The organism is Rhizobium sp. LjRoot258 (assembly GCF_964254185.1).
GTDB lineage: Bacteria > Pseudomonadota > Alphaproteobacteria > Rhizobiales > Rhizobiaceae > Rhizobium.
The window spans coordinates 3,022,310-3,042,907 of record NZ_CAXUST020000001.1; the positions used below are offsets into that span (position 1 = coordinate 3,022,310).

Annotated in this window: 22 protein-coding genes; 11 read left to right on the forward strand and 11 right to left on the reverse strand. The window is 61.3% G+C overall.

Annotated features, from left to right (window positions below):
* Nucleotides 1-67: 67 nt before the first annotated feature.
* The 8 genes from tilS to ybgC all read right to left on the reverse strand — a co-directional run bounded on the left by tilS (nucleotide 68) and on the right by ybgC (nucleotide 7,832).
* A complete protein-coding gene (gene tilS / locus ACSQ9D_RS14870; protein ID WP_436282858.1) occupies nucleotides 68-1,393 on the reverse strand; it encodes a tRNA lysidine(34) synthetase TilS in 1,326 nt (441 codons plus the stop codon).
* Between the two features lie 12 nt (nucleotides 1,394-1,405).
* Nucleotides 1,406-2,410 (reverse strand): tol-pal system protein YbgF, encoded by a 1,005-nt coding sequence (gene ybgF, locus ACSQ9D_RS14875; RefSeq protein WP_436282859.1) that lies wholly within the window; start codon nucleotides 2,408-2,410, stop codon nucleotides 1,406-1,408.
* Between the two features lie 160 nt (nucleotides 2,411-2,570).
* The gene (gene pal / locus ACSQ9D_RS14880; protein ID WP_037126811.1) at nucleotides 2,571-3,101 is read right to left on the reverse strand and encodes a peptidoglycan-associated lipoprotein Pal; all 531 of its coding nucleotides are present in this window, start codon (nucleotides 3,099-3,101) and stop codon (nucleotides 2,571-2,573) included.
* Nucleotides 3,102-3,257: 156 nt separating this feature from the next.
* Nucleotides 3,258-4,568, reverse strand: a complete 1,311-nt coding sequence (gene tolB, locus ACSQ9D_RS14885; RefSeq protein WP_024315420.1) for a Tol-Pal system beta propeller repeat protein TolB — start codon at nucleotides 4,566-4,568, stop codon at nucleotides 3,258-3,260.
* Between the two features lie 22 nt (nucleotides 4,569-4,590).
* Entirely contained in the window at nucleotides 4,591-5,727 is a 1,137-nt protein-coding gene (locus ACSQ9D_RS14890; RefSeq protein ID WP_436282860.1) for a hypothetical protein, read from the reverse strand.
* Nucleotides 5,728-5,735: 8 nt separating this feature from the next.
* On the reverse strand, nucleotides 5,736-6,191 hold the full coding sequence (gene tolR, locus ACSQ9D_RS14895) for a protein TolR (protein WP_024315418.1): 456 nt from the start codon (nucleotides 6,189-6,191) through the stop codon (nucleotides 5,736-5,738).
* A gap of 23 nt (nucleotides 6,192-6,214) precedes the next feature.
* Nucleotides 6,215-6,934 (reverse strand): protein TolQ, encoded by a 720-nt coding sequence (gene tolQ, locus ACSQ9D_RS14900; RefSeq protein WP_037126807.1) that lies wholly within the window; start codon nucleotides 6,932-6,934, stop codon nucleotides 6,215-6,217.
* 442 nt (nucleotides 6,935-7,376) lie between these two features.
* On the reverse strand, nucleotides 7,377-7,832 hold the full coding sequence (ybgC, locus tag ACSQ9D_RS14905; RefSeq protein WP_072378095.1) for a tol-pal system-associated acyl-CoA thioesterase: 456 nt from the start codon (nucleotides 7,830-7,832) through the stop codon (nucleotides 7,377-7,379).
* A 119-nt stretch (nucleotides 7,833-7,951) separates the two neighbouring features.
* Between ybgC and ACSQ9D_RS14910 the strand changes: the two genes are divergently transcribed.
* The 7 genes from ACSQ9D_RS14910 to ACSQ9D_RS14940 all read left to right on the forward strand — a co-directional run bounded on the left by ACSQ9D_RS14910 (nucleotide 7,952) and on the right by ACSQ9D_RS14940 (nucleotide 14,167).
* Entirely contained in the window at nucleotides 7,952-9,172 is a 1,221-nt protein-coding gene (locus ACSQ9D_RS14910) for an NAD-dependent epimerase/dehydratase family protein (protein WP_436282861.1), read from the forward strand.
* Nucleotides 9,169-9,999, forward strand: coding sequence for a glycosyltransferase (locus ACSQ9D_RS14915; protein WP_436282862.1), 831 nt, complete (start codon nucleotides 9,169-9,171; stop codon nucleotides 9,997-9,999). Before ACSQ9D_RS14910 ends, ACSQ9D_RS14915 begins: the two co-directional genes overlap by 4 nt.
* Nucleotides 9,996-10,880, forward strand: a complete 885-nt coding sequence (locus ACSQ9D_RS14920) for an NAD-dependent epimerase/dehydratase family protein (RefSeq protein ID WP_436282863.1) — start codon at nucleotides 9,996-9,998, stop codon at nucleotides 10,878-10,880. Before ACSQ9D_RS14915 ends, ACSQ9D_RS14920 begins: the two co-directional genes overlap by 4 nt.
* Before the next feature lie 77 nt (nucleotides 10,881-10,957).
* Complete coding sequence (locus tag ACSQ9D_RS14925; protein ID WP_436282864.1) at nucleotides 10,958-11,701, forward strand: hypothetical protein; 744 nt, start codon at nucleotides 10,958-10,960, stop codon at nucleotides 11,699-11,701.
* Between the two features lie 96 nt (nucleotides 11,702-11,797).
* On the forward strand, nucleotides 11,798-12,385 hold the full coding sequence (locus ACSQ9D_RS14930) for a 5-formyltetrahydrofolate cyclo-ligase (protein WP_037126914.1): 588 nt from the start codon (nucleotides 11,798-11,800) through the stop codon (nucleotides 12,383-12,385).
* Between the two features lie 2 nt (nucleotides 12,386-12,387).
* Nucleotides 12,388-13,212, forward strand: a complete 825-nt coding sequence (locus ACSQ9D_RS14935; RefSeq protein WP_037126794.1) for a TIGR00282 family metallophosphoesterase — start codon at nucleotides 12,388-12,390, stop codon at nucleotides 13,210-13,212.
* A 118-nt stretch (nucleotides 13,213-13,330) separates the two neighbouring features.
* Entirely contained in the window at nucleotides 13,331-14,167 is an 837-nt protein-coding gene (locus tag ACSQ9D_RS14940; protein WP_436282865.1) for an MBL fold metallo-hydrolase, read from the forward strand.
* A 32-nt stretch (nucleotides 14,168-14,199) separates the two neighbouring features.
* Here the strand turns inward: ACSQ9D_RS14940 and ACSQ9D_RS14945 are convergent, their stop codons facing one another.
* The gene (locus ACSQ9D_RS14945; protein ID WP_436282866.1) at nucleotides 14,200-14,703 is read right to left on the reverse strand and encodes a pyridoxamine 5'-phosphate oxidase family protein; all 504 of its coding nucleotides are present in this window, start codon (nucleotides 14,701-14,703) and stop codon (nucleotides 14,200-14,202) included.
* Between the two features lie 174 nt (nucleotides 14,704-14,877).
* On the opposite strand from ACSQ9D_RS14945, the gene ACSQ9D_RS14950 reads away from it, so the two are divergent.
* On the forward strand, nucleotides 14,878-15,624 hold the full coding sequence (locus ACSQ9D_RS14950; RefSeq protein WP_436282867.1) for a YebC/PmpR family DNA-binding transcriptional regulator: 747 nt from the start codon (nucleotides 14,878-14,880) through the stop codon (nucleotides 15,622-15,624).
* A 67-nt stretch (nucleotides 15,625-15,691) separates the two neighbouring features.
* Here ACSQ9D_RS14950 and ACSQ9D_RS14955 read toward each other — a convergent pair whose 3' ends face one another.
* Both ACSQ9D_RS14955 and ACSQ9D_RS14960 read right to left on the reverse strand, forming a co-directional pair.
* The gene (locus ACSQ9D_RS14955) at nucleotides 15,692-16,474 is read right to left on the reverse strand and encodes an anti-sigma factor family protein (RefSeq protein ID WP_436282868.1); all 783 of its coding nucleotides are present in this window, start codon (nucleotides 16,472-16,474) and stop codon (nucleotides 15,692-15,694) included.
* On the reverse strand, nucleotides 16,471-17,070 hold the full coding sequence (locus ACSQ9D_RS14960; RefSeq protein ID WP_436283840.1) for a sigma-70 family RNA polymerase sigma factor: 600 nt from the start codon (nucleotides 17,068-17,070) through the stop codon (nucleotides 16,471-16,473). Before ACSQ9D_RS14960 ends, ACSQ9D_RS14955 begins: the two co-directional genes overlap by 4 nt.
* Before the next feature lie 474 nt (nucleotides 17,071-17,544).
* Between ACSQ9D_RS14960 and ACSQ9D_RS14965 the strand changes: the two genes are divergently transcribed.
* From ACSQ9D_RS14965 to ACSQ9D_RS14975, 3 genes are all read left to right on the forward strand, one after another.
* Nucleotides 17,545-18,519 (forward strand): MBL fold metallo-hydrolase, encoded by a 975-nt coding sequence (locus ACSQ9D_RS14965; protein ID WP_436282869.1) that lies wholly within the window; start codon nucleotides 17,545-17,547, stop codon nucleotides 18,517-18,519.
* 20 nt (nucleotides 18,520-18,539) lie between these two features.
* A complete protein-coding gene (locus ACSQ9D_RS14970; RefSeq protein ID WP_436282870.1) occupies nucleotides 18,540-18,989 on the forward strand; it encodes a tetratricopeptide repeat protein in 450 nt (149 codons plus the stop codon).
* Between the two features lie 193 nt (nucleotides 18,990-19,182).
* Nucleotides 19,183-20,301: an IS110 family transposase gene (locus ACSQ9D_RS14975; protein ID WP_436280915.1), complete on the forward strand. Its 1,119-nt coding sequence runs from the start codon at nucleotides 19,183-19,185 to the stop codon at nucleotides 20,299-20,301.
* Nucleotides 20,302-20,598: the final 297 nt, after the last annotated feature.

Here is a 20,598-nt window from a genome sequence, read left to right on the forward strand (position 1 = left end):
TGGCAACCGTCTTATTTGGCCTCTAACATAGGATTGCATCGGGTGAATGCCAAGGCAAACTGGACTGTTAGATAGATTTTCCGTCAATAAGACCTAAAGGCGGTTTTGGATAGGGGCGTGTTCCAAAGGCAGCCGCAAGGCTATCGGCGAAGATGAAATCAAATCGTGTCAAAAAACGGTCGAAGGGCGAAAAATAGGGTTTGACACGGACTTTCTCGGCAACATTGCCGGGAGCCTCGTGTCCTGCCACGTCGACGATACGTGGCGCGGCCGCCAGGGCTCGTCTGATGACGCCCCTGGGTAGTTGACCGCTCTGCGCCACCGTTGCGCCAGCAACGATGCCGATTTCCGTTGGAGCCGCATTTTCAACCAGGAACCGGCCGTCCCAGACAGCGCGCGCGGCGGGTGCCAGCGTCAATGGCAGGATGCCGCGGTTTTCGCGGACAAGGAAGAGGCCGTCGCGCCGAAGGTCGAACACCACCCTGCCCGCGGTCATCCGGCCCAACTCACCTTTGGCGATAAGCGCCAGCACGTCGTCCGTCTGCTTGCGGCCAAGTGCGAACACTTGCCCGCCAAATACTGCGGCAAGGCGCGCAAAGGCATAACCAAGGATCTCGCGATCGGCGGCGAGCCCTGCCGGGGTCACTTGGCCGATCAAGGCAGAATGCACGATAAAATACTGGTCCAACCATTTCGACGCCAAAGTAGCGACGCTTAACCGCAGATCAGCCGCGCCGTGCGGAGCCGGAACAACATCCGCCGCTTCAGCAAGGCGCCATCGCGTCCGCACACGCTCGTACTTCGGGTCATCATTGCTTGGGTCGTCGATCCAGGCGACCTGCCGGGCGCGAAGGTAATCACGGATTGCCTCCCGCCGGCAGCCGAGCAGCGGTCGAGCAACCCAAAGGCACCGATCGAAAAGGACGAGATCTGCAATGCCGGTACTTGGCTGTTCTGAACGTTCAGATCGCATGGCGAGTGTCTCGCGCTGGTCATCGGCCGTATGCGCGGTCACGACAATGTCCGCATTCAGGCTTTCAGCGGCATCGGCAAGCAGAGCGTAACGGGCGTCGCGTGCTGCCGCCACTATACCGGTCTTTGGCTTTTCGCCACGCCATGTCTTGATGAGGTGCGCGATATCAAGCGACCGACAGAAGGCTGCAACCTGCTGCGCCTCCTCGGCCGATTCTGTCCGCAACGCATGGTCGATGGTTGCGGCACAAAGAGAGATTTTCAAATTGGGTGTGGCCTTAAGAGCTTCGGCAAGCGCCAGAAGCAGGCCGGTTGAATCGCTTCCGCCCGAAATCGCGACAAGGATACGCGAGGGCTTGATCAGCGAACCAAGGAAACGGCGTGCTGCCGTCTGTGGTAGAAGGGGGCGGTCCAGGCGCAAAACCGGAAGACCTTAGCAGGCGAGACGCTTTTGCTCGCTGGCAACCTTGGTTATCACGGCACGCGAAGCCTTGGGATAACGCTTCGAGACTTCCCGCAGCGTCGCGCATGCGGTTTCCGTGTTGTCGAGCGCGGCGAGCGACATGCCGAGCTTGAGAAGCATTTCCGGCGCCTTTTCAGAGCTGCCATACTTCTTGTGCGCATCGAGGAACGTCTTGGCAGCCTCGTTGTACTTGCCTTGCGAGTAGAGCGCCTCGCCAAGCCAGAAATTGGCATCGGCGGCGCGAGCGCTGGCGGGATACTGAGCGATATACTGGGTGAACTCCTGTTCGGCCGTCGCGTAGTCACCGGACAGTACGTGGCCGTAGGCAGCCTTGTACTGGTCGGCTTCGCTGCCGAGCGAGGCAGTCTGCGACGAACGGCCGGAATCGACGCCCGGAAGCGGGCGGGATCCAACTGTGGCACCCTCGTTGACCGAGCCGCCGATCGGATTGCCGCTCTGGTCGAACTCCATCGAACCGAGCTGTTTCGGCGGCTGGCCGAGGCCCTCGTTTGCTGGAACGTCGGTCGAGGGAGCCGTTTCGGCTCCCTGCGGTGCTTGGATAACGCGGGCGACATCGTCGCCACCGCTGCGACCTTGAGCCGGAGGAGGTACATCTGCCTCGCTCTTTTTCATCGTCTTGGAGTTACTGCCGGCACTACCGCCACCGCCGCCCTTCTCCAACTCCTGGAAACGGAATTCGTTGTCTTCCTGCGCCTTGCGGATCGTTTCCTGCATCTGCAGGAGCTGGAAGCTCATCTCCTCGATGCGGCCGTTCAGCTGACGCAGCTGCTCTTCCAACTGCTGGACGCGGACTTCAGCGCCGCCGGCCTGCACGTTTACAACCGGTGCCTGCGGCTGTCGATCCGCAGCCTTGCCGCCGATCTGCCAACCCAAAAGCGACGTCGCATTCGCCGATTGGCCCGCCCCGGCCACGGCCGCGAGACACAGCATGCCCGCAACGACAAGTTTTTTCATATGGTTCGTCCTGTCCCTGTGATTCTTCGCACCCATTGGCACGAACAGGAGATTTTTCCAATTGCTTTCAAAAAGCAACGGAAACTGGCCAAAGTGTGTTCAAAAAGAAAAGGCGGCCCGCGATGGAGCCGCCTTTCGAAATTGTAATATTTCCCGGCAATTACATGCCGGCGCCACCGAGAACGGTGACGGCACGGCGGTTCTGCGACCAGCAGGAAATGTCGTCGCAGACGGCAACCGGACGTTCCTTGCCGTAGGAGATCGTCTTCATGCGCTGCGCCGGAACGCCACGCGAAGCGAGGTAGTCCTTGGTGGCGGCAGCACGGCGAGCACCAAGAGCAAGGTTGTATTCGCGCGTACCACGCTCGTCGGCATGGCCTTCGACAGTGATGGCGTACTTCGGGTAGCGGGCGAGCCATTGAGCCTGACGGTCGAGCGTCTGGGCAGCGTCCGCGCGGATCGAGGTGGAGTCGGTGTCGAAGAAGATGCGGTCGCCGACGTTGACGGTGAAGTCCTGAGCGGAGCCAGGCGTTGCGGCGCCGGCGCCAAGGCCGAGGTCGCCGGCACTGTTGGCCACGTTCTTCTTGTTCGCGCAACCGGCCAGAGCAAGACCGGCGACAAGCGCGATCATGACGGGGTTACGGGCGAAATTCTGCATGCGGCTCATTGCCGGGGTGTGAATTCGGCTCATGGCCGGTCTCCTTGCGACTTGATTAAGGTTGCCGGACTGTAACCTCGTTGGGTTAATCGGCACTCAAGAATTATGGTTAACGGATGATTGATTTGTCCCTCAGTCGCCCCAATCAGGGATTTTTGCGGCGACAAAAAGGCACATCCACAGGCTTTACTACTCAAGAAGCGGCGACCAGGCTGGGTCCGAAGCGTAGGTCGGGGTCTTGATGAGCTGCTCGTTGTAGCCCGTCAGGTCGATCGAGTAGAGCTGCGGACCACCTGCTCCCGCCGCCTGGCGGAAGAACATGATGACGCGGCCATTCGGCGCCCAGGTCGGGCCTTCGTTGTGGAAGCCCGTCGTCAGGATGCGCTCGCCCGAACCGTCCGGCTTCATGACACCGATCGAGAACTTGCCGCCCGACTGCTTGGTGAAGGCGATCAGATCGCCGCGCGGAGACCAGACGGGTGTGGAATAGTTGCCATCGCCGAAGGAGATGCGCGTCTGGCCGGAGCCGTCGGCGTTCATGACGTAAATCTGCTGCTTGCCGCCACGGTCGCTCTCGAAGACGATCCGCCCGCCGTCCGGCGAATAGGACGGCGACGTATCGATCGCGGCCGTCGAGGTCAGGCGCGTCGTGGTGCGCGAACGCAGGTCCATCGTGTAGATGTTCGCATTGCCTTCCTGCTGAAGGCTCATGACGACCTTCTGACCGTCGGGCGAGAAGCGCGGCGAAAAGGTCATGCCCGGGAAGTTGCCGACGACTTCGCGCTGTCCTGTCTCAAGCTGCAGCAGGTAGACCCGCGGCTGCTGGTTGGCGAAGGACATGTACGTGACTTCCTGACGGTTCGGCGAAAAGCGCGGCGTCAGAACGAGGTCGCTGCCGTTGGTCAGCATGCGCACGTTGAAGCCGTCCTGATCCATGATGGCGAGCTGGCGCTTGCGCTCCTGCTTGGTGCCGGACTCCGAGACGAAAACGACGCGGGTGTCGAAATAGCCTTCCTCACCGGTGATCTGCTTGTAGATCGCATCGGCGATGATATGGGCCACGCGGCGCCAGTTCTCAGGCTGCGTGTAGAACTGCTGACCGGTCATCTGCGTGCCTGCGAACGTGTCCCACAGACGGAACTCGGCACGCAGGCGGCCGTCGCTTTCCTGCGTCACGCGACCGGTGACGAGGGCCTGCGCATTGATGACCTTCCAGTCCTCGAAGCGCGGAGCGGCATCCGGGTTGGAAATCTTCTCGATGAAGGCGTTCTTGTTGATCGGCGCAAAGAGGCCGGAGCGCTGAAGGTCCGCAGCGATCACCTGCGACACCTGTGCGCCCATGTCGCCCTGCAGGAAGTCAGTGATCGCGATCGGCAGCGGCTCGACGTTACCCTTGTTGATGTTGATTTCGACAAGCGCGTTCGCCGGCGTGGCAACAACCGCAGTGGTTATCATGCCGACGGCGACCATCAAGGCGCGGATGAGGGAACACTTGGTCATGGAGGACAAGCCTTTCAGCATTTTAAAGGGCTAGATCGCTAGGATCGAAGTTGACGATAACTTCGCCCCAGGCGTCATATTTGTCTTTCGGAAGGTTCGTGAAGGGCGACGACTTCATGACGGCTCGCTTGGCACCGCTCATCAACGCCATGCGCGTCGCCTCGTTGGTGCCGCCGACCGCTTCGACCTCGGGCGAGCCGATGATGTTGCCATCAGGGTCAAGCTTCATGTGGACCTTGATGCGAACTTCGCTCGCGCCTTCCATTCCAGGAATAACCGACCAGTTGCCGGCGATCGCACTGCGCAGAGCATCCATCTCGCTCATCGAGAGCTTGGAACCCGTGGACGGCTTGGTGGAGCCGGTCGACGCAACTTCGGTTGACCGCTTGGCACCGCCGTTCGACGGGTCCTGCTTGTTCAACAGGGCTGCGATGTCGTCGGCGTTGAAGTCGCTCTGCTTGGAGGAAGAGGCTTTCGCCTTCTCCTGCTTCTTGTCGGCCTTCTTCTTGTCGGTCGGCTTTTCGTCGGTCTGTGCCTTGTCTTCCGTCTTCTTTTCAGGCGGCTTTTCGGCCGGCTTCTGTTCGGGCGGCTTCACCTGCGGCTTGACGACTGGCGTCGGCACTTTGTCCGGCAATGCCTCGGCATCCGGCTTCGGTGGCTCGGGCGTTTCCTGTGGCTTCTCCTCGGCCTTCGGGGGCGTCGGAGTCGGCGGCGTGATCTCGGGCTTCGGCGGCGTGATTGACGCCACCTGCTTCGGCTCGACGTCCGTCTCCTCCTTCATGATCTCCTTCACCTCGTTCGGCACAGGATCATTCTGGGGAAGCGGTTTTTCGCTGGCCTTCGGCGCGGCCGCGCTCACATTGTTGTTCGGCTTAGCATTCGGGACCGGCGGCGTCTTAAGGTCGACCTTGTTATCGCCCATGTTCTCGGCGTTTGCGACTTCGGTCGGCTTGGAGGTCGGCTTCGGCGCCGGCTTTTCGCTCGGCTTGGCCGTCTTGTCGCCCTGTTGCATCTGCGTCATTTCTTCGACAGGCACGAGGTCGACGGGCATCGCCTCGAAATCCTCGACCTTGAACTGCTCCGGGGAGCCGATCGAAATCAGCGCCCAGGCAAGCAGTGCACAGTGCAGAGCCGCAGATGTGACGATACTGGCCTTCATAGCGTTCGCTATTGGTCCTTCTTCTGCTGCGTCACGAGACCGATGTTCTTGTAGCCGGCACCCTGGATGCGGGCCATGACGTCGGCGATCACGCCATAAGGCGCGGTCGCGTCGCCGCGAACGAAGATGCGCTCGTTGTAGCCGGTCGTTGCGATCGCCTCGAGCTTCGCGGCAATCTCCTCGGCCGGGATCGGCGTTTCCTGCAGGAACACCTGGCCGTCGTTCTTGACCGAGATCGTGATCGGCTGCGTTTCGGAATTCAGCGCCTTAGCCTGCGTTTCCGGCAGGTCGACCGGCACGCCGACGGTCATCATCGGTGCGGCAACCATGAAGATGATCAGCAGCACGAGCATGACGTCGACGAGCGGCGTCACGTTGATTTCGGAGATGACGGCGCCTCTGCGCCCGCCGCGGCGACGGCGTCCACCGCCCCCGCCGCCATTGCCTCCAACAGCCATACCCATTTGCGCTACTCCGTTTCCGTCCGTTACTGCGCGGCCTGGCGCGGCTGCAACTTCTCATCGATCTGGCGCGAAAGGATGGCGGAGAATTCATCCGCGAAACCTTCCATACGGCCCGAGAGCTTGCCGGCGTCGGCGGAGAACTTGTTGTAGGCGATAACCGCCGGGATAGCGGCGACAAGGCCGATGGCGGTGGCAAGCAGCGCTTCCGCGATACCGGGAGCAACGACCGCAAGGTTCGTCGACTTCGAGCCGGCGATCGCCTGGAACGAGGTCATGATACCAACGACGGTACCGAAAAGTCCGATGAACGGACCTGCCGAGCCGATCGTCGCGAGCGAGCCGAGACGGGCCGAGAGGAATTCGGACTCACGAGCGAGCGTGACGTCCATGGCGCGGTCGATACGCATCTGCAGACCGATCGGCGACCGTGCGCCGCGCTCGAACGACTTCTTCCATTCGCGCATGGCGGCGACGAAGATCGAGGCAAGGCCGGTGTTGTTGCGTTCCGACAGCGTTCGATAAAGTTCTTCCAGCGACTGGCCCGACCAGAACACCTGCTCGAACTTGTCGAACTGGCGCCGCGCGCGGCCGTAAGCCAGATACTTGTCGATGACGATCGCCCAGGTCCAGACCGAGGCCGCGATGAGCCCGAGCATGACCAGCTTGACGACGAGACCTGCCTGCATAAACAGCGACCAGAGGCTGACGTCGGCCGTTGCTGCTGCCAATCCTACTTGTTCCATTGATCCAAAATCCCCGAATCCAAACGCCCGGCACTTGACCGGGCGGCACAAAGTGATCTCGCAAGAAGTGTCTGGCGGCCGCCGCCCAAAGCCCTGGTCAAGCTTCCAAGCTCTTATCCGCCTTCCTTGCCGTCAAATTTGGTCAAAGGAAGGCGTGCACCGCACAAACTCTGACAATCCGAGTAAGACACTATTATGGTTAATAGTTCGTTAGCGCCGGATCATGACAGCGAAACTATCGGCGAAAGATTTATCCCTTGGAATACTTGGCCAGATCTAAGGCGATGACCACACAGCGCTCATCTACCAGCGCGCGAATTCCTTCACACAAAACTCATGTTTATGCAAGACCGGAATCCCGCGTCTTTTCGGCGCTTCGCTATCAACCGACGCGGTTTGCCGCAGCAGAACCGTGCGATCATTGCGCGTAGGCTCAACGGCGTCAGAGCGGCTTGCTGCCTTCCAGAAATTTCTCGGCAAGTGCCTCCGGCAATCGTCGCGGCCTCGCATTGGCGTTAATGACGGCTATGATCACCCTGGCGGCGATCAGCAACGTTTCGCCACGCCGGATTTGCTGATTGAGGACCATTTTGGCCCCGCCGGCTTTTTCGGTGTGTGTCAGCACAGTCAGGATGTCATCCATCCGCGCCGGCTGTTTGAAGTCGATCTCCATGCGGTGGACAACAAAGACGAGCCCCTCGTCGTCAGCATTGATGAGTTCTCGCTGCTCGACACCGAGGCAACGCAGATAATCGGTGCGGCCGCGCTCGAGGAAGTGCAGATAGCGAGCATGGTAGACGAGGCCGGAAAAGTCAGTGTCCTCGTAATAGACGCGCTGCAAGAGCCGGTGACCCGTTTGCGTGAGTTCGCCTGAGATCGAAAAACCGTTGTCCGCCATAATTTTCTCCAAAGTCACGCGCCCTCTTTGGCGGAAGACTTTCCGCCTTGCAAGCATTGAACAATTGTCACGCTTCCTAAGTAATTTTCGACAGAGACAATCAAGCAGGAGACGACGCGATGAAGATTGCAGTGATGGGCGGGGACGGATTCATCGGCTGGCCGACATCATTGCATCTCTCCGACGCCGGACATGACATCCATATCCTCGACAACCTCTCGCGGCGGTGGATCGACACCGAACTCGGGGTCCAGTCGCTGACGCCGATGGATTCGATCCAAGAGCGCACGCGCATCTGGCACGCCGAAACCGGTCGGCGCATACATTTCAACCTGATCGACCTCGCCAAGGACTACGAGCTCCTAAAGAAGTGGCTGGCCGAGAACCGTCCGGATGCCATCGTCCATTTCGCCGAGCAGCGTGCCGCCCCGTACTCCATGAAGAGCGACCGCCACAAGAACTACACGGTCAATAACAACGTCAACGCCACCCATAACCTCCTGAATGCGCTCGTCGAACTTCAGCTCGACGCGCATCTGATCCACCTTGGCACGATGGGTGTCTACGGCTATTCGACGGTCGGTGCCGCCATCCCCGAGGGCTACCTGCCGGTGGGGATCGAGACGCCCGGCGGCGAGACTGTCAGCCAGGAAATCCTCTACCCCTCCAATCCCGGCTCGATCTATCATGTGACCAAGTGCCTGGATCAGCTGCTTTTCCATTTCTATGCAAAGAATGACGGCCTGCGCATCACGGACCTGCACCAGGGGATTGTCTGGGGCACGCACACCGAGCAGACGCGCCGGCACCCGCAGCTCGTCAATCGCTTCGACTATGATGGCGACTATGGCACGGTGCTGAACCGATTCCTGATCCAGGCGGCAATTGGATATCCGCTGACCGTTCACGGCACCGGCGGACAGACCCGCGCCTTCATCCACATCCAGGACTCCGTGCGCTGCATCGAGCTGGCGTTGAACAACCCGCCCGCCCGCGGCGCCCGCGTCGAGATCTTCAACCAGATGACGGAAACGCATCGCGTGCGCGATCTGGCTGAAATGATTGCCAAGATGAGTGGCGCCGAAATCGCCTGGCTGCCGAATCCGCGCAAGGAAGCGGCGGAGAACGAGCTGATCGTCAAGAACGAGAAATTCCGCAATCTCGGCCTTGATCCGATCACCTTGCAGGCGGGGCTGCTGAGTGAAATCGTCGACGTCGCCAAGAAGTTTGCCTATCGTGTCGACCGGTCGCGCGTTCCTGCGGTTTCCGCCTGGACGAAGGACATTGCCGCTACGATCAACCACGATCCGGAAGGCAGGAGGCTGAAGTCGGTTTCATGAGTGAGCCCCGGTCCTTGCGGCACGCCTACGTCACCCTCGTCACCAACAACGACTACGCCATGGGTGCCAAGGCGCTCGCGGCGTCTTTGCGCCGAACCGACACCTCTGCCGATATCGTCGTCCTCCATACGGCAGATGCTGGCGAAGCCAGCCTCGCCCCGCTCTTGCAACTCGACTGCCGACTCGTGCTAGCCGATCATTTGCCGCTCTCGACCGAATTCAACGAGCGCCACGCGCGAGCCAACCTGCACTCCGCCGCCCCTTTTACGAAGGGACGTAAGCCAGACTTCCATTCGCCGCTCGACAATTTCTGCAAGCTGCGCCTCTGGCAGCTGAGCGAATACACCAGCTGCGTCTTCATCGACGCCGATGCGATCGTACTGCGGAACATCGACAAGCTCTTCCACTACCCGGAGTTTTCGGCCGCCCCGAATGTCTACGAATCTCTTGCCGACTTCCATCGGCTGAATTCCGGAGTTTTCGTCGCACGACCGTGCGAAGACACATTCCAACGCATGCTGGAGCGACTGGATCAGCCGGACGTGTTCTGGAAGCGGACGGACCAGACCTTCCTGCAGGATTTTTTCCCGGATTGGCACGGCCTGCCGGTCTATTTCAACATGCTCCAATATGTATGGTTCACCATGCCCAGGCTTTGGGACTGGCGGAGCATTTCCGTCCTGCACTACCAGTACGAGAAGCCATGGGAGGCTGATCATCCGAAGGTCGAGAAATTGCGGCCGCTGATCGACCTGTGGCACGCATTCTATGCCGGCGATGATCTGCCGGATATTTCGGCAATGGCCAACCCTGAAGAGGCGGCATGAAGGTACTGGTATCGGGCGGAACGGGTCTCGTCGGACGCTATATCGTCGAAGAACTGCTCGCCGCCGGCTATACCGTGATTATCGCCGGCCGCCACGCGCCGCTGCCGCGCTTCTTTTCTCGCCCGCTCGAATTCGCGCCGCTTTCGCTCGATCCGGCGCATGACCATATCGAAGCCTTCGACGACGCCTATTTCTTTGTGCACGCCGCCTTCCATCATCTGCCGGGACAATACCGCGGCGGTGAAGGCTGCGACCCCGAGACGTTCAAACGCTTCAATTTGGACGGCACCGTCCGGCTTCTCGAGGCCGCCAAACGCGCCGGCACACGGCGCTGTATCTTCGTTTCCAGCCGTGCTGCCTATGGCGAACATGCGCCGGGAACCACCCTGAAGGAGGGGATGCCCGACAAGCCGGAAACCCTCTACGGCCAAGTCAAGCTGGATGCGGAACGCAGCCTTGCGCATCTTGCGGCACCGGGCTTTGCAACGGCCAGTCTCCGATTGACCGGCGTCTACGGCGACCTTCGACCCAACAAATGGGACAAGCTGATCGAAGATTACCTCGCTGGCCGTCCTGTGCCTTCACGTGCCGGAACCGAGGTCCACGGACGAGACGTTGGCAAAGCCGTGCGGCTCATGCTGGAAGCGGACGCTGCGCGCATCTCCGGGGAGACCTTCAACGTCTCCGACGTCGCTTTGGATACATGGGACATCCTGGAGCCCATTCGCTGGGAGCGTGATTGCCTGAACAGGCTGCCGCTTCCCGCCGACAAATCGCTGCTCACACCGATGGACACGGCGAAAATCCGCGCGCTCGGTTGGTCGCCAGGCGGCATGCCCTTGTTCGACGAAACGATCCATGCGCTGGCCGCGGGCAGATAGGCGGCCGGTGACGGCGCACAGGCCCAGGCAAGCCTGAAGTTGCAGACTACCACGGATAGTGCAATCCGGAGGATAGTATGCAAGTCGGTTCCGCATCAGCGCTCAACATCCTGCGCAACACCTATTCAACCGACAATCTCAATTGGTTGACCGACAGCGCCAGCGCGCGACTGAAGATATTACAGAATTCGGCCAAGGCGCAGGAGAGCCTGCGCGAGAACATGACGACCTCCGCCGAAGCCGCCAAGAGCCGCGCGGCGCGCAAGCTTGAGGAAGCCAAGCAGCAGTTGGAGATGCTCAAAGGCGGCGGCTACCCGCCCGAAGTCGTTGCACGGCTGGCGGCCGAACTTGCTCACAAGATCAGCGCCGCAGCTGCGGAATTCGCCTCCGCCGTCGCGACGAGCGCGACGAGCGCGACGAGCGCGACGAGCATCGCATCTGCAGCCAATGCAGCCGTTGCAACCGCCGATGCGGGCACGGGTGCGGCTACGGTGGCCGCAACCGATACATCCGCGACAGCATCCACGAAAGATGCCGAGGGCAGCGCGACACAAGCGGACGAGCCCGACGGCACAACCGCGGCACGCAATGCCTACCAGAGCATCGTCGAAGATGGAAAGCAGGCATCTGCCGGTATCTCGACCGAGGATCGCAAGACGATGGAAGAGTTCAAGGCCATCCTGCAGGAAGTCCGGCAACTGATGGACAAGGCGATGCGCGAACTGCGCGCAAGAGCCGGCCAGCAGGGATCGGCCGCAGGCGCCTATCCGCTTGAGGCACAGCTTGGCGCCACTGCCATTCCAACGAGCATCACGATTTGACCTGATCGGCTCAGCCAGGCGCGCAAAGGTCGCATTGCCCCGTTGAAATGATCGGCAAGAGCTTTATCGTCTGCTGAAACCAGCGCGATGGACCGCATGACTCCGAAAGAACTGAAAGCCGAAATGCGTATCGGCCGCCTCGCGCTACGCGACGCGATCCCGGAAGACATTCGCATCGAGATGAGCCTCGCCATGGCCGAGCATGCCGGCGAGGCCGTGGCATTCGAGCCAGGCACCATCGTGTCCGGCTTCCTGCCGATCCGCTCCGAGGCCGACATCCGTCCGCTCATGGCACGGTTCCAGGCGCGTGGAGCACGGCTTTGCGTGCCGGCGATCCTCGACAAGCAGACGATCGCCTTTCGCGAACTGGTGCGCGGCGTCCCGTTGGTCAGCACAGGCTTCGGCACTTCCGGCCCGCCTGCGGACGCCGCCGTGCTCGATCCCGAGATCATGCTGGTGCCCCTCTCCGCTTTCGACGATCGCGGCCACCGCATCGGCTATGGCGCCGGCTATTATGACCGCGCCATCGAGCGTTTGCGGCAAAAAGGCCTGCATCCGAAACTGATCGGCATTGCATTCGACTGCCAGGAAGTGGCACATGTGCCCGACGAGCCGCACGACGTCAGCCTGGACGCCCTCCTGACAGAAAGCGGGCTGCGCTTTTTTGCCTCTTGGATTGGATAGCAATGCGACTGCTTTTTCTGGGTGACATGGTGGGAAAGACCGGACGCACTGCCGTCTGGAACCGCCTCCCCGGCCTCATTTCGGACCTGAAACTCGATTTCATCGTCGTCAACGGCGAGAACGCCGCCGGCGGCTTCGGCATTACCGAGGATATCTTCCTCGAGACGATTAATGCCGGCGCGGATGTCGTCACGACCGGCAACCACGTCTGGGATCAGAAGGAAGCCGTCGCCTTTGCCGGACGTCATGACCAGTTCCTGCGACCGGCCAACTACCCGCAGGGCACGCCGGGGCGCGGCTCGGGCCTGTTTTATGCCCGCAACGGCGCACGCGTGCTGGTCGCAAATGTCATGGGCCGCGTCTTCATGCATCCGGAGTTGGACGATCCCTTCAAATCCGCCGAGACGATCCTGGATGCCTGCCCGCTTAAAGAGCAGGCGGATGCGATCATCTTCGACTTCCACGCCGAAGCGACCAGCGAGAAGCAGTGCTTCGGCCATTTCGTCGACGGCCGCGCCAGCTTCGTCGTCGGTACGCACACGCATGTGCCGACAGCCGATCACCAGATCCTGAACGGCGGCACCGCCTACATATCGGATGCAGGCATGTGCGGCGACTACGATTCTTCCCTCGGCATGGACAAGGAAGAACCACTGAACCGCTTCATCTCCAAGATGCCGAAAGGCCGCATGGAGGCAGCGACCGGCCCAGCGACCATCTGCGGCGTCGGCGTCGAGATATCAGATGCGACCGGCCTCGCCGAAAAGATCGCGCCATTGCGCCTTGGGCCCCGGCTCGCCGAAACCATTCCGGAGTTTTGGCGTTAGTTCAGGCAGCCTCGCGCCATGACGCAAAAGTGAGCCGTGGCTCTGGATTTCAACTGGACCGCTGCGGCGCCTTGCCGCATCCTCCCGAGCTTACCGTCAGAGCGCTGGAGGAAGTGGCATGAAGCCGCGTTTTCTTGTCTTCGCAATCGCCTGCCTGGTGGTCTTGGTCGCCGCGGAGGCAGCCGCTGCCCAGGAGGGACGAAGAAACGTCAGCCAGTGCCAGGCCATCGCCCAATCGATCCCGCAAGCGACCTTCGCCAGTTTCACCGGCCCAGCACCGATCGTTGGCGCCGGCGCTGCCGACCAATCGGTCACGCTGACCTACATCGGACATTCCACCTTCCTTATCGAAACGCCGGGCGGCGTAACCATCGCGACCGACTACAGCGGCTGGTATTCGCCGCCACACGTGCCGATGGTCGTCACCATGAACCGCGCCCATTCCTCGCATTATAGTTTGGTGACCGACCCTGCCATTCAACACGTCCTGCACGGATGGAGCGACGTCCCGGGGGAAAAGGCGAAGGTGAACCTCGTGGTCGGCGACACCTACATCCGCAACGTCACAACGGATATCAGAGGCGGCTTCGGTGCGCCGCAGACGGACGCCAATTCAATCTTTATCTTCGAGATTGCCGGGCTCTGCATCGGCCACCTCGGCCACCTTCATTATGAGTTGACGCAAGCGCACTATGCCGAGATCGGCAGGCTTGATGTCGTCATGGTTCCCGTCGACGGCGGCCTGACGATGGGCTCGGACAGCATGAGTCGAGTCATCAAGCGCCTGCGCGCCTCTCTCATCCTGCCGATGCACCAGCCGAGGCCGCTGCAAAGCTTCCTGTCGATGTTCGGACCCGATTTCGATGTCAGCTACGCAGCGACGAACACGATCACCGTGTCGCTGCGTACATTGCCGAGGAAGCCATTGATCTACGTCGCCAAAGGTATGCAGTAAAAGACCCGGAAGGCGCCGGGTCTATTTCATTGTCAAGCGAACTGCAGGTGCTGCCGGATGCCGACATCGGGCATCTTGTCATCATCGAGATTGGCCTTGGCAATCTCCCAACCAAATTTGAGCTCACTGCCGGTAGAGACCCAGATCTCCGCATCGTCAACATGCATCACAAGCATCGTCAGCTTCGGATCCTTCTTGCCGTCCTCATACCAGGCGGCGACGACGGAATCCCAATACTCATTGATCTTCGACGGATCGGACCGCACCTCGATCTTGCCGGCAAGGCAAGCGTGATAGTCGTGATGCTTTCCGACGACGCAGAAATGTGCCCTGGTGCCCGGCTTGATCGCACGGGCGATTTCTGCGTCCGATTTCGAGTAGAACCAGATCGTATTGGTCTTCGGATCGGCATGTGGTGCCATTGGCTGCATATGCATGTCCACTCCGTCCACGCCGAGCATGCCGGCATGAATGTCGTTGACCTGATCCCAGAGCTGACGTGCCGGGTGTTTCCGCGCCTCGTTGAAACTAGCCATAGCACTTCCTTCCGTTTCAAGGGTCCCCTATTTCGAAACGCCAGCTTCGAGGCTTTGTTCCGTAGTTCCGGACGAGCCGGTACCCCGGAGAATGAAGCCGTTTTCCCTTGAATACGGCCCATTTCGCTCTTATAAGGCGGCCCATTCCGACAATGAGACGTGAACAGGGGTGCCATGGCTGGCCATTCACAGTTTAAAAACATCATGCATCGTAAGGGCCGTCAGGATTCCGTGCGATCGAAAATGTTCTCCAAGCTTGCGCGCGAAATCACCGTTGCCGCCAAGGCTGGCTTGCCTGATCCTTCTATGAACGCGCGCCTGCGCCTGGCGATCCAGAACGCCAAGGCCCAGTCAATGCCGAAGGACAACATCGACCGTGCCATCAAGAAGGCCGCCGGTGCCGACGGCGAGAACTACGATGAAGTCCGCTACGAGGGCTACGGCCCGGGCGGCACGGCGATCATCGTCGAGGCCCTCACCGACAACCGCAACCGCACCGCTTCCAACATCCGCTCGATCTTCACCAAGGCCGGCGGCGCACTCGGCGAAACCGGCTCGGTCTCCTTCTCCTTCGACCACGTCGGTGAGATCACCTACAAGCTGTCGGCAGGCGATGCCGACAAGATGATGGAAGCAGCCATCGAAGCCGGTGCCGACGACGTCGAGACCGATGAAGACGGCCACTACATCACCTGCGCCTTCGAATCCCTCGGTGAAGTCGCCAAGGCGCTGGAAGCGACGCTCGGCGAAGCGGAAACCGTCAAGTCGGTCTGGCGCGCCCAGAACAATGTGCCGGTCGACGAAGAGAGAGCCCAGTCGCTGCTGAAACTCATCGACAGCCTCGAAGACGATGACGACGTCCAGAACGTCTACTCCAATTTCGAAGTCTCCGAAGAGGTTCTTGCCAAGCTTTCGGCCTGATTTCTTCAGCAATCTGCAGATTCCCAAGAAGCCCGGCCGCCCTCTCGCGCCGGGTTTTTTCTTGTCCTCAGATGCCCGCCGCGCGGGTAAAACTGTCGCGGAAGGCGGTCAAATCGGTGGTGTTGACGTCTGACACGGCCGAGAACAGCAGCCCGCCGGCCGACCACTCCTCGATATTGTAGCCGTCGCGAAGTGCCGTCGTGCGAGCGGCGGGCGGGCCGGGCCAGACGAAGACGTTGATGACGTGTCCGTGCCGCCGGTAGATCAAGGCTGCGACGACGCGGCCGCCGATATAGTCGACGCGGCCGCCTGCCAGCGCAAAACCCTCTGCCGCCAGATCGACCACCGGCGGTGAGAAGTCGAGCTTGCCGTTGAACCAGGGCTTGACCGTATGCTGGTCGGAGGTTTCGACGTCGGTCAGGTGGTCGGCCAGCAGCGACCGCACGTGGCTTGCCAGCAGCTGGTCCTGGATCGAAAAATCCTGAGGCGGCATGTTCAAGAAGAGAAAGGCGCTTGCCGCCAGCGCGGCAAGCGAGGGCACCAGGCTCCAGCGCTGAATGAAGCCAAGGAGGTACCGCCGCGCCGGAGGCTGGGGCATGGCGGCCGCGCTCTCGCGCCCGACCATCGCCAGTATGCGCGCCCTGAGTGCGTCGGGAGCCTGCCAGCGGACGCCGTCGCGGCCGATCGCGTGGCGCACGGCGCGCAGGCGTTCGACCTCGCCAGCGCAATCGGAGCAGGTAGCGAGGTGTGCCTCGACTTGCGCCGCGTGCGCTGAATCGAGCTCTCCGTCGATGAAGCCATGCAGCATGGCGGGCCATTCGGGGCGATGGGTCTGGTTTGCCGCGGTCATGGCGTCGCCTCGTTGGGATCGATCAGGCGCCAGGCCTTGCCGAATTCGTCGCGTGCGCGGGCAAGACGCGACATGACGGTGCCGATCGGCGCATCGATGATGTCGGCGATCTGGCGGTAAGAGAGGTCCTCCAGCTCGCGCAGGACTAAGATTTCACGCATTGCGGCGGGAAGGCCGTGGATGACAGCGCGGACGCGCTCGGCATCGCTCTTGTGGATCATCGCCATTTCCGGCGTGTCTTCGTCGGACGCGATGTCGCGCGAAGCCGGCGGGTCGCCTTCACCGGCCGTATCCTCCGGCAGCGGCTGCTCGAAATGCGCCTTGCGGCGGTAGTCGTGCCACCAGGCGCGATAGCAATTCCTGACGATACTGAAGAGCCAGGCGCGGGGATCGCCGCCGCGATAGCCGTCGAAATGCCGATAGGCGCGCAGAAACGCCTCCTGCACGATGTCTTCCGCGGCTTCGCCGTCGCGGCTGAGAAAACATGCGAAATTATAGGCGGCGTCGAGATACGGGACGATCGTTTCATGGAAGCGACGGGCAGTCTCAGCCGACGCGCGGCTGCAGACGGCTGGCGGCTGCTCCGGCCGTGCCATGAGAAGGATGTTTCCCGACGTTCCGCCCGACTTGGCCGCCGTCCGGTCCCGGGCGGGGTTTCGCCCGGCACCCGTGGCAACGGCGCGAAAGAACCGTCCGCGCACGGCCAATATCCATGGCCGGACGTCGAAGAAAACGGGCGAAAGGCTGCGGATGCCTGTCATTCCTTCTCCTCGGTTCCCCCGCTCGGATCCTACGCCTCTGCCGGGAGCGTGCGCAATGTCGCGTTGTCTCCTTGATCGTCCTTGGCCGCTGTTTATTCCGCCGTGCATCGATTTGTTTTAGAGCGCCGCGTCGGGTCGGCGGGTGGCGGCATCGTTCTGACGGCACGTTTCCGAGCGGGCAGGAATTATCTCTTCTTTTTCAATCGGTTGCAGGAATCTTTCGCCCTACAGGGAATAAGTGCCGGGCGTCGCCGCTCTTGTTCGCCAGCGGCGGATTTTGCCTGCCGCACGATTAAAGGAGTGATCGCAATGTTGGTCATGTCACGCCGCACCGTTCTCGGAACGGCTGCCGCCGCTGCGGCTTTCGGCCTGTCGTCGAAACTGGAATTCATGGCTCCGGCGCTTGCCGAGACGTCGCTCGAGCCGGTCGTCGGCTTCTACCGCTACAAGGTCGGAAACGTGGAAGTTACCGCCATTTATGACGGCATCTGGCGCAAGCCCCACGACCCGGCCTTCATCAAGAACGCCTCGATCGAGGACACAAAGGAAGCGCTCTTGAAAGCGGGCCTCACCACGGAGTTCATGCCCATCCCGCTCACCGTCGTCGTGCTCAAGACGGGCGACCGGCTGATCATGATGGATGCGGGCTCCGGCATCGGTCAATGGCAGGCGAACGCCACGCATCTGCCGGCCAATATGGCAGCAGCCGGCATCGACTACCGCAAGATCGGCACGGTCATCATCTCCCATTTCCATCCGGATCACGTCTGGGGCCTGATGGAGAAGGGCACGAACGCACCGGTCTTCCGGGATGCGGAGCTGATCGTCAATGCCGACGAATACAACTGGTGGACCGAGCCCGGCCGCGCCGACAAGCTGGCGCCGGCGCGCAAGGACGCGGGCAAGCGCATCGCCCAAGTCTTCCCGACCTGGAAGAACTGGCGGCAGGTGCAGGACGGCGCGGAGGTCGCGCCTGGTATCCGCCTGATTGCAGCACCCGGCCACACGCCGGGCCATTCCGTGTTCCTGGTCGACGGCGGCAACGAACAACTGATGGTGTCAGCCGATACGATGTACGTGCCGGCGCTGCTCGCGCCCCATCCCGAATGGCAGGGCACTTACGACCAGGACGGGCCGATGGCTGTCGCAAGCCGCTGCAAGCTCATCGACCGCGTGATCGCCGACAACATCAAAATCTGCGGTTCGCATTTCCCATTCCCGGGTTCCGGGACCTTCGTGAAGGATGGCAACGCCTATGTCTTCACACCCACGCTGCAAGCCTGAAAACGCAAGGAGCTGACATCATGATGAAGCATATCCTTCTTGGCCTTGCCATCGCTGTCGTGGCACCGATTGCCGCCGCCCTACCCGCGCACGCGGTCGACAATATGGAGACGACGGAGGCGCCGGATCTGACGGGCGTGCGCGCGAAGATCGCCGTGAAAAACTATGCCGGGGCGCTTGCCGAGCTGCGCGGGCTGGCGGAAGGCAGTCCCCAGGCAGATATCTACAATCTGATGGGATTTACGCTCAGAAAGACCGGCGACTACCGGACGTCGCTTACCTATTACACCAAGGCGCTGGAGCTTCAGCCGGACCACCGCGCGGCCCGTGAGTATCTCGGCGAGCTCTATGTCGAGACCGGCGACATGGCGCATGCCCGCGAACAGCTTACTGAGCTGGCCCGGCTCTGCCCAGGCGGCTGTGAGGAACGCGACGATCTGCAGCGCGCAATCGCCGCCGTGGGCAACTAAGGAAGCTGGATCAACGCCGCCCCCCGGTGTCTTACGCGGGGTGGCGTTGCTGGCGCCCAGATCCCGTCCATCGACGCAACCGCCCTAGACCGTATGTTCGCGGGGTGAAGGTGGCCCGCCCCCGCGGTAAGCTGAATTCGGGGGTTGCTCCGGATTGGCCGGAGCCGAGCCCCAAGCTTAGCGAGGGCGAACCATGAAAGACGATAGCGTAATTTTCATCGGCTTGGATACGTCGAAGTTGAAGATTTCGGTGGCGATTGCCGACGGAGCACGCAACGGCGAGGTACGGTTTTTAGGCGACATCTCGTCGGAGCCGTCATCGGTGGCATCGATGGTCAACAAGCTTTCCAAGCGCGCAGCCAAGCTTCACTTTTGCTATGAGGCGGGTCCCACGGGGTATGGTCTCTACCGGCAGATTGTCGAACTGGGGCATGACTGCATGGTCGTGGCGCCATCGCTGGTGCCCAAGCGTGCTGGCGACCGGGTGAAGACCAACCGGCGGGATGCCATGAGCCTGGCGCGCCTGCACCGGGCGGGCGAGCTGACCGCGGTCTGGGTTCCGGACGAAGCTCATGAGGCGATCCGCGACCTGGTGCGGGCTCGCGAAGCGACCAACGACGCGTTGAAGCAGGCACGTCAGCAACTCCAGTCCTTTCTCCTGCGGCACGGCCGGCTCTATACCGGCCGCACGCCATGGACGCGCGCCCATGTCCGATGGCTGACATGCCAGGCCTTCGATCATCCCGCCCACCAAATCCTGTTGGCAGAATATTGCCAGGCCATCGAGGATGCCGGCGTGCGTCTGGACAGGCTGACCCAGCTGGTGGTGGAGACCGCGGCATCCTGGTCGATGGCCCCGGTTGTGGCCGCCTACCAAGCGATGCGTGGCGTCGCGTTCATGACCGCGGTCACCTTTGTGGTCGAGATCGGCGATGTCAGGCGTTTTGATAATCCTCGTCAGTTAATGGCGTATCTGGGTCTTGTGCCGTCGGAAAGCTCAACGGGCGAACGGGTCAAGCGTGGTGGGATCACCAAGGCGGGCAACATACGGGCGCGTCGAGTCCTCATAGAAGGGGCCTGGACATATCGCTTCCCGGCCCGTGTAAGCCCGACGATCCAGGCGCGCCTGGAGGACCTGCCAAGGGCTGTTCGAGAGATTGCCTGGAAAGGGCAAGTGCGACTTTGCGCGCGCTATCGAAGGCTGGTGGCGGCAGGCAAGCCGAAAGTCATCGCAGTCACCGCCATTGCCAGAGAAATGGCCGCATTCCTGTGGGCGATTGGGCAGGAGGTCGCTCCTACAGCAAGAGGCTAATGCCGATGCTCAGCTTGAAGAGAGAAGCATAATCCAAATTAGAAATCATCTGCTGTTGGACAAAGTTGGAGGCAGGGCTCCGGTGGGGAACCCTCGTCGTAGCTATGTGGCGGATAACATCCACGCCCGACCCTAGACAGAGGCAGCCCCAGACGAACACACGGAAATGCGGTACCCAACCCGCGCATAAGAGTATGCCAGCCGTCGTCTAAATGCCCTGCCTCCTGCTGTGTTCAACAGCTTCACGCATGTGCTTTCGTCCTCAAGGCCGGAAAAGAAAGAGTAATGATTAACGAG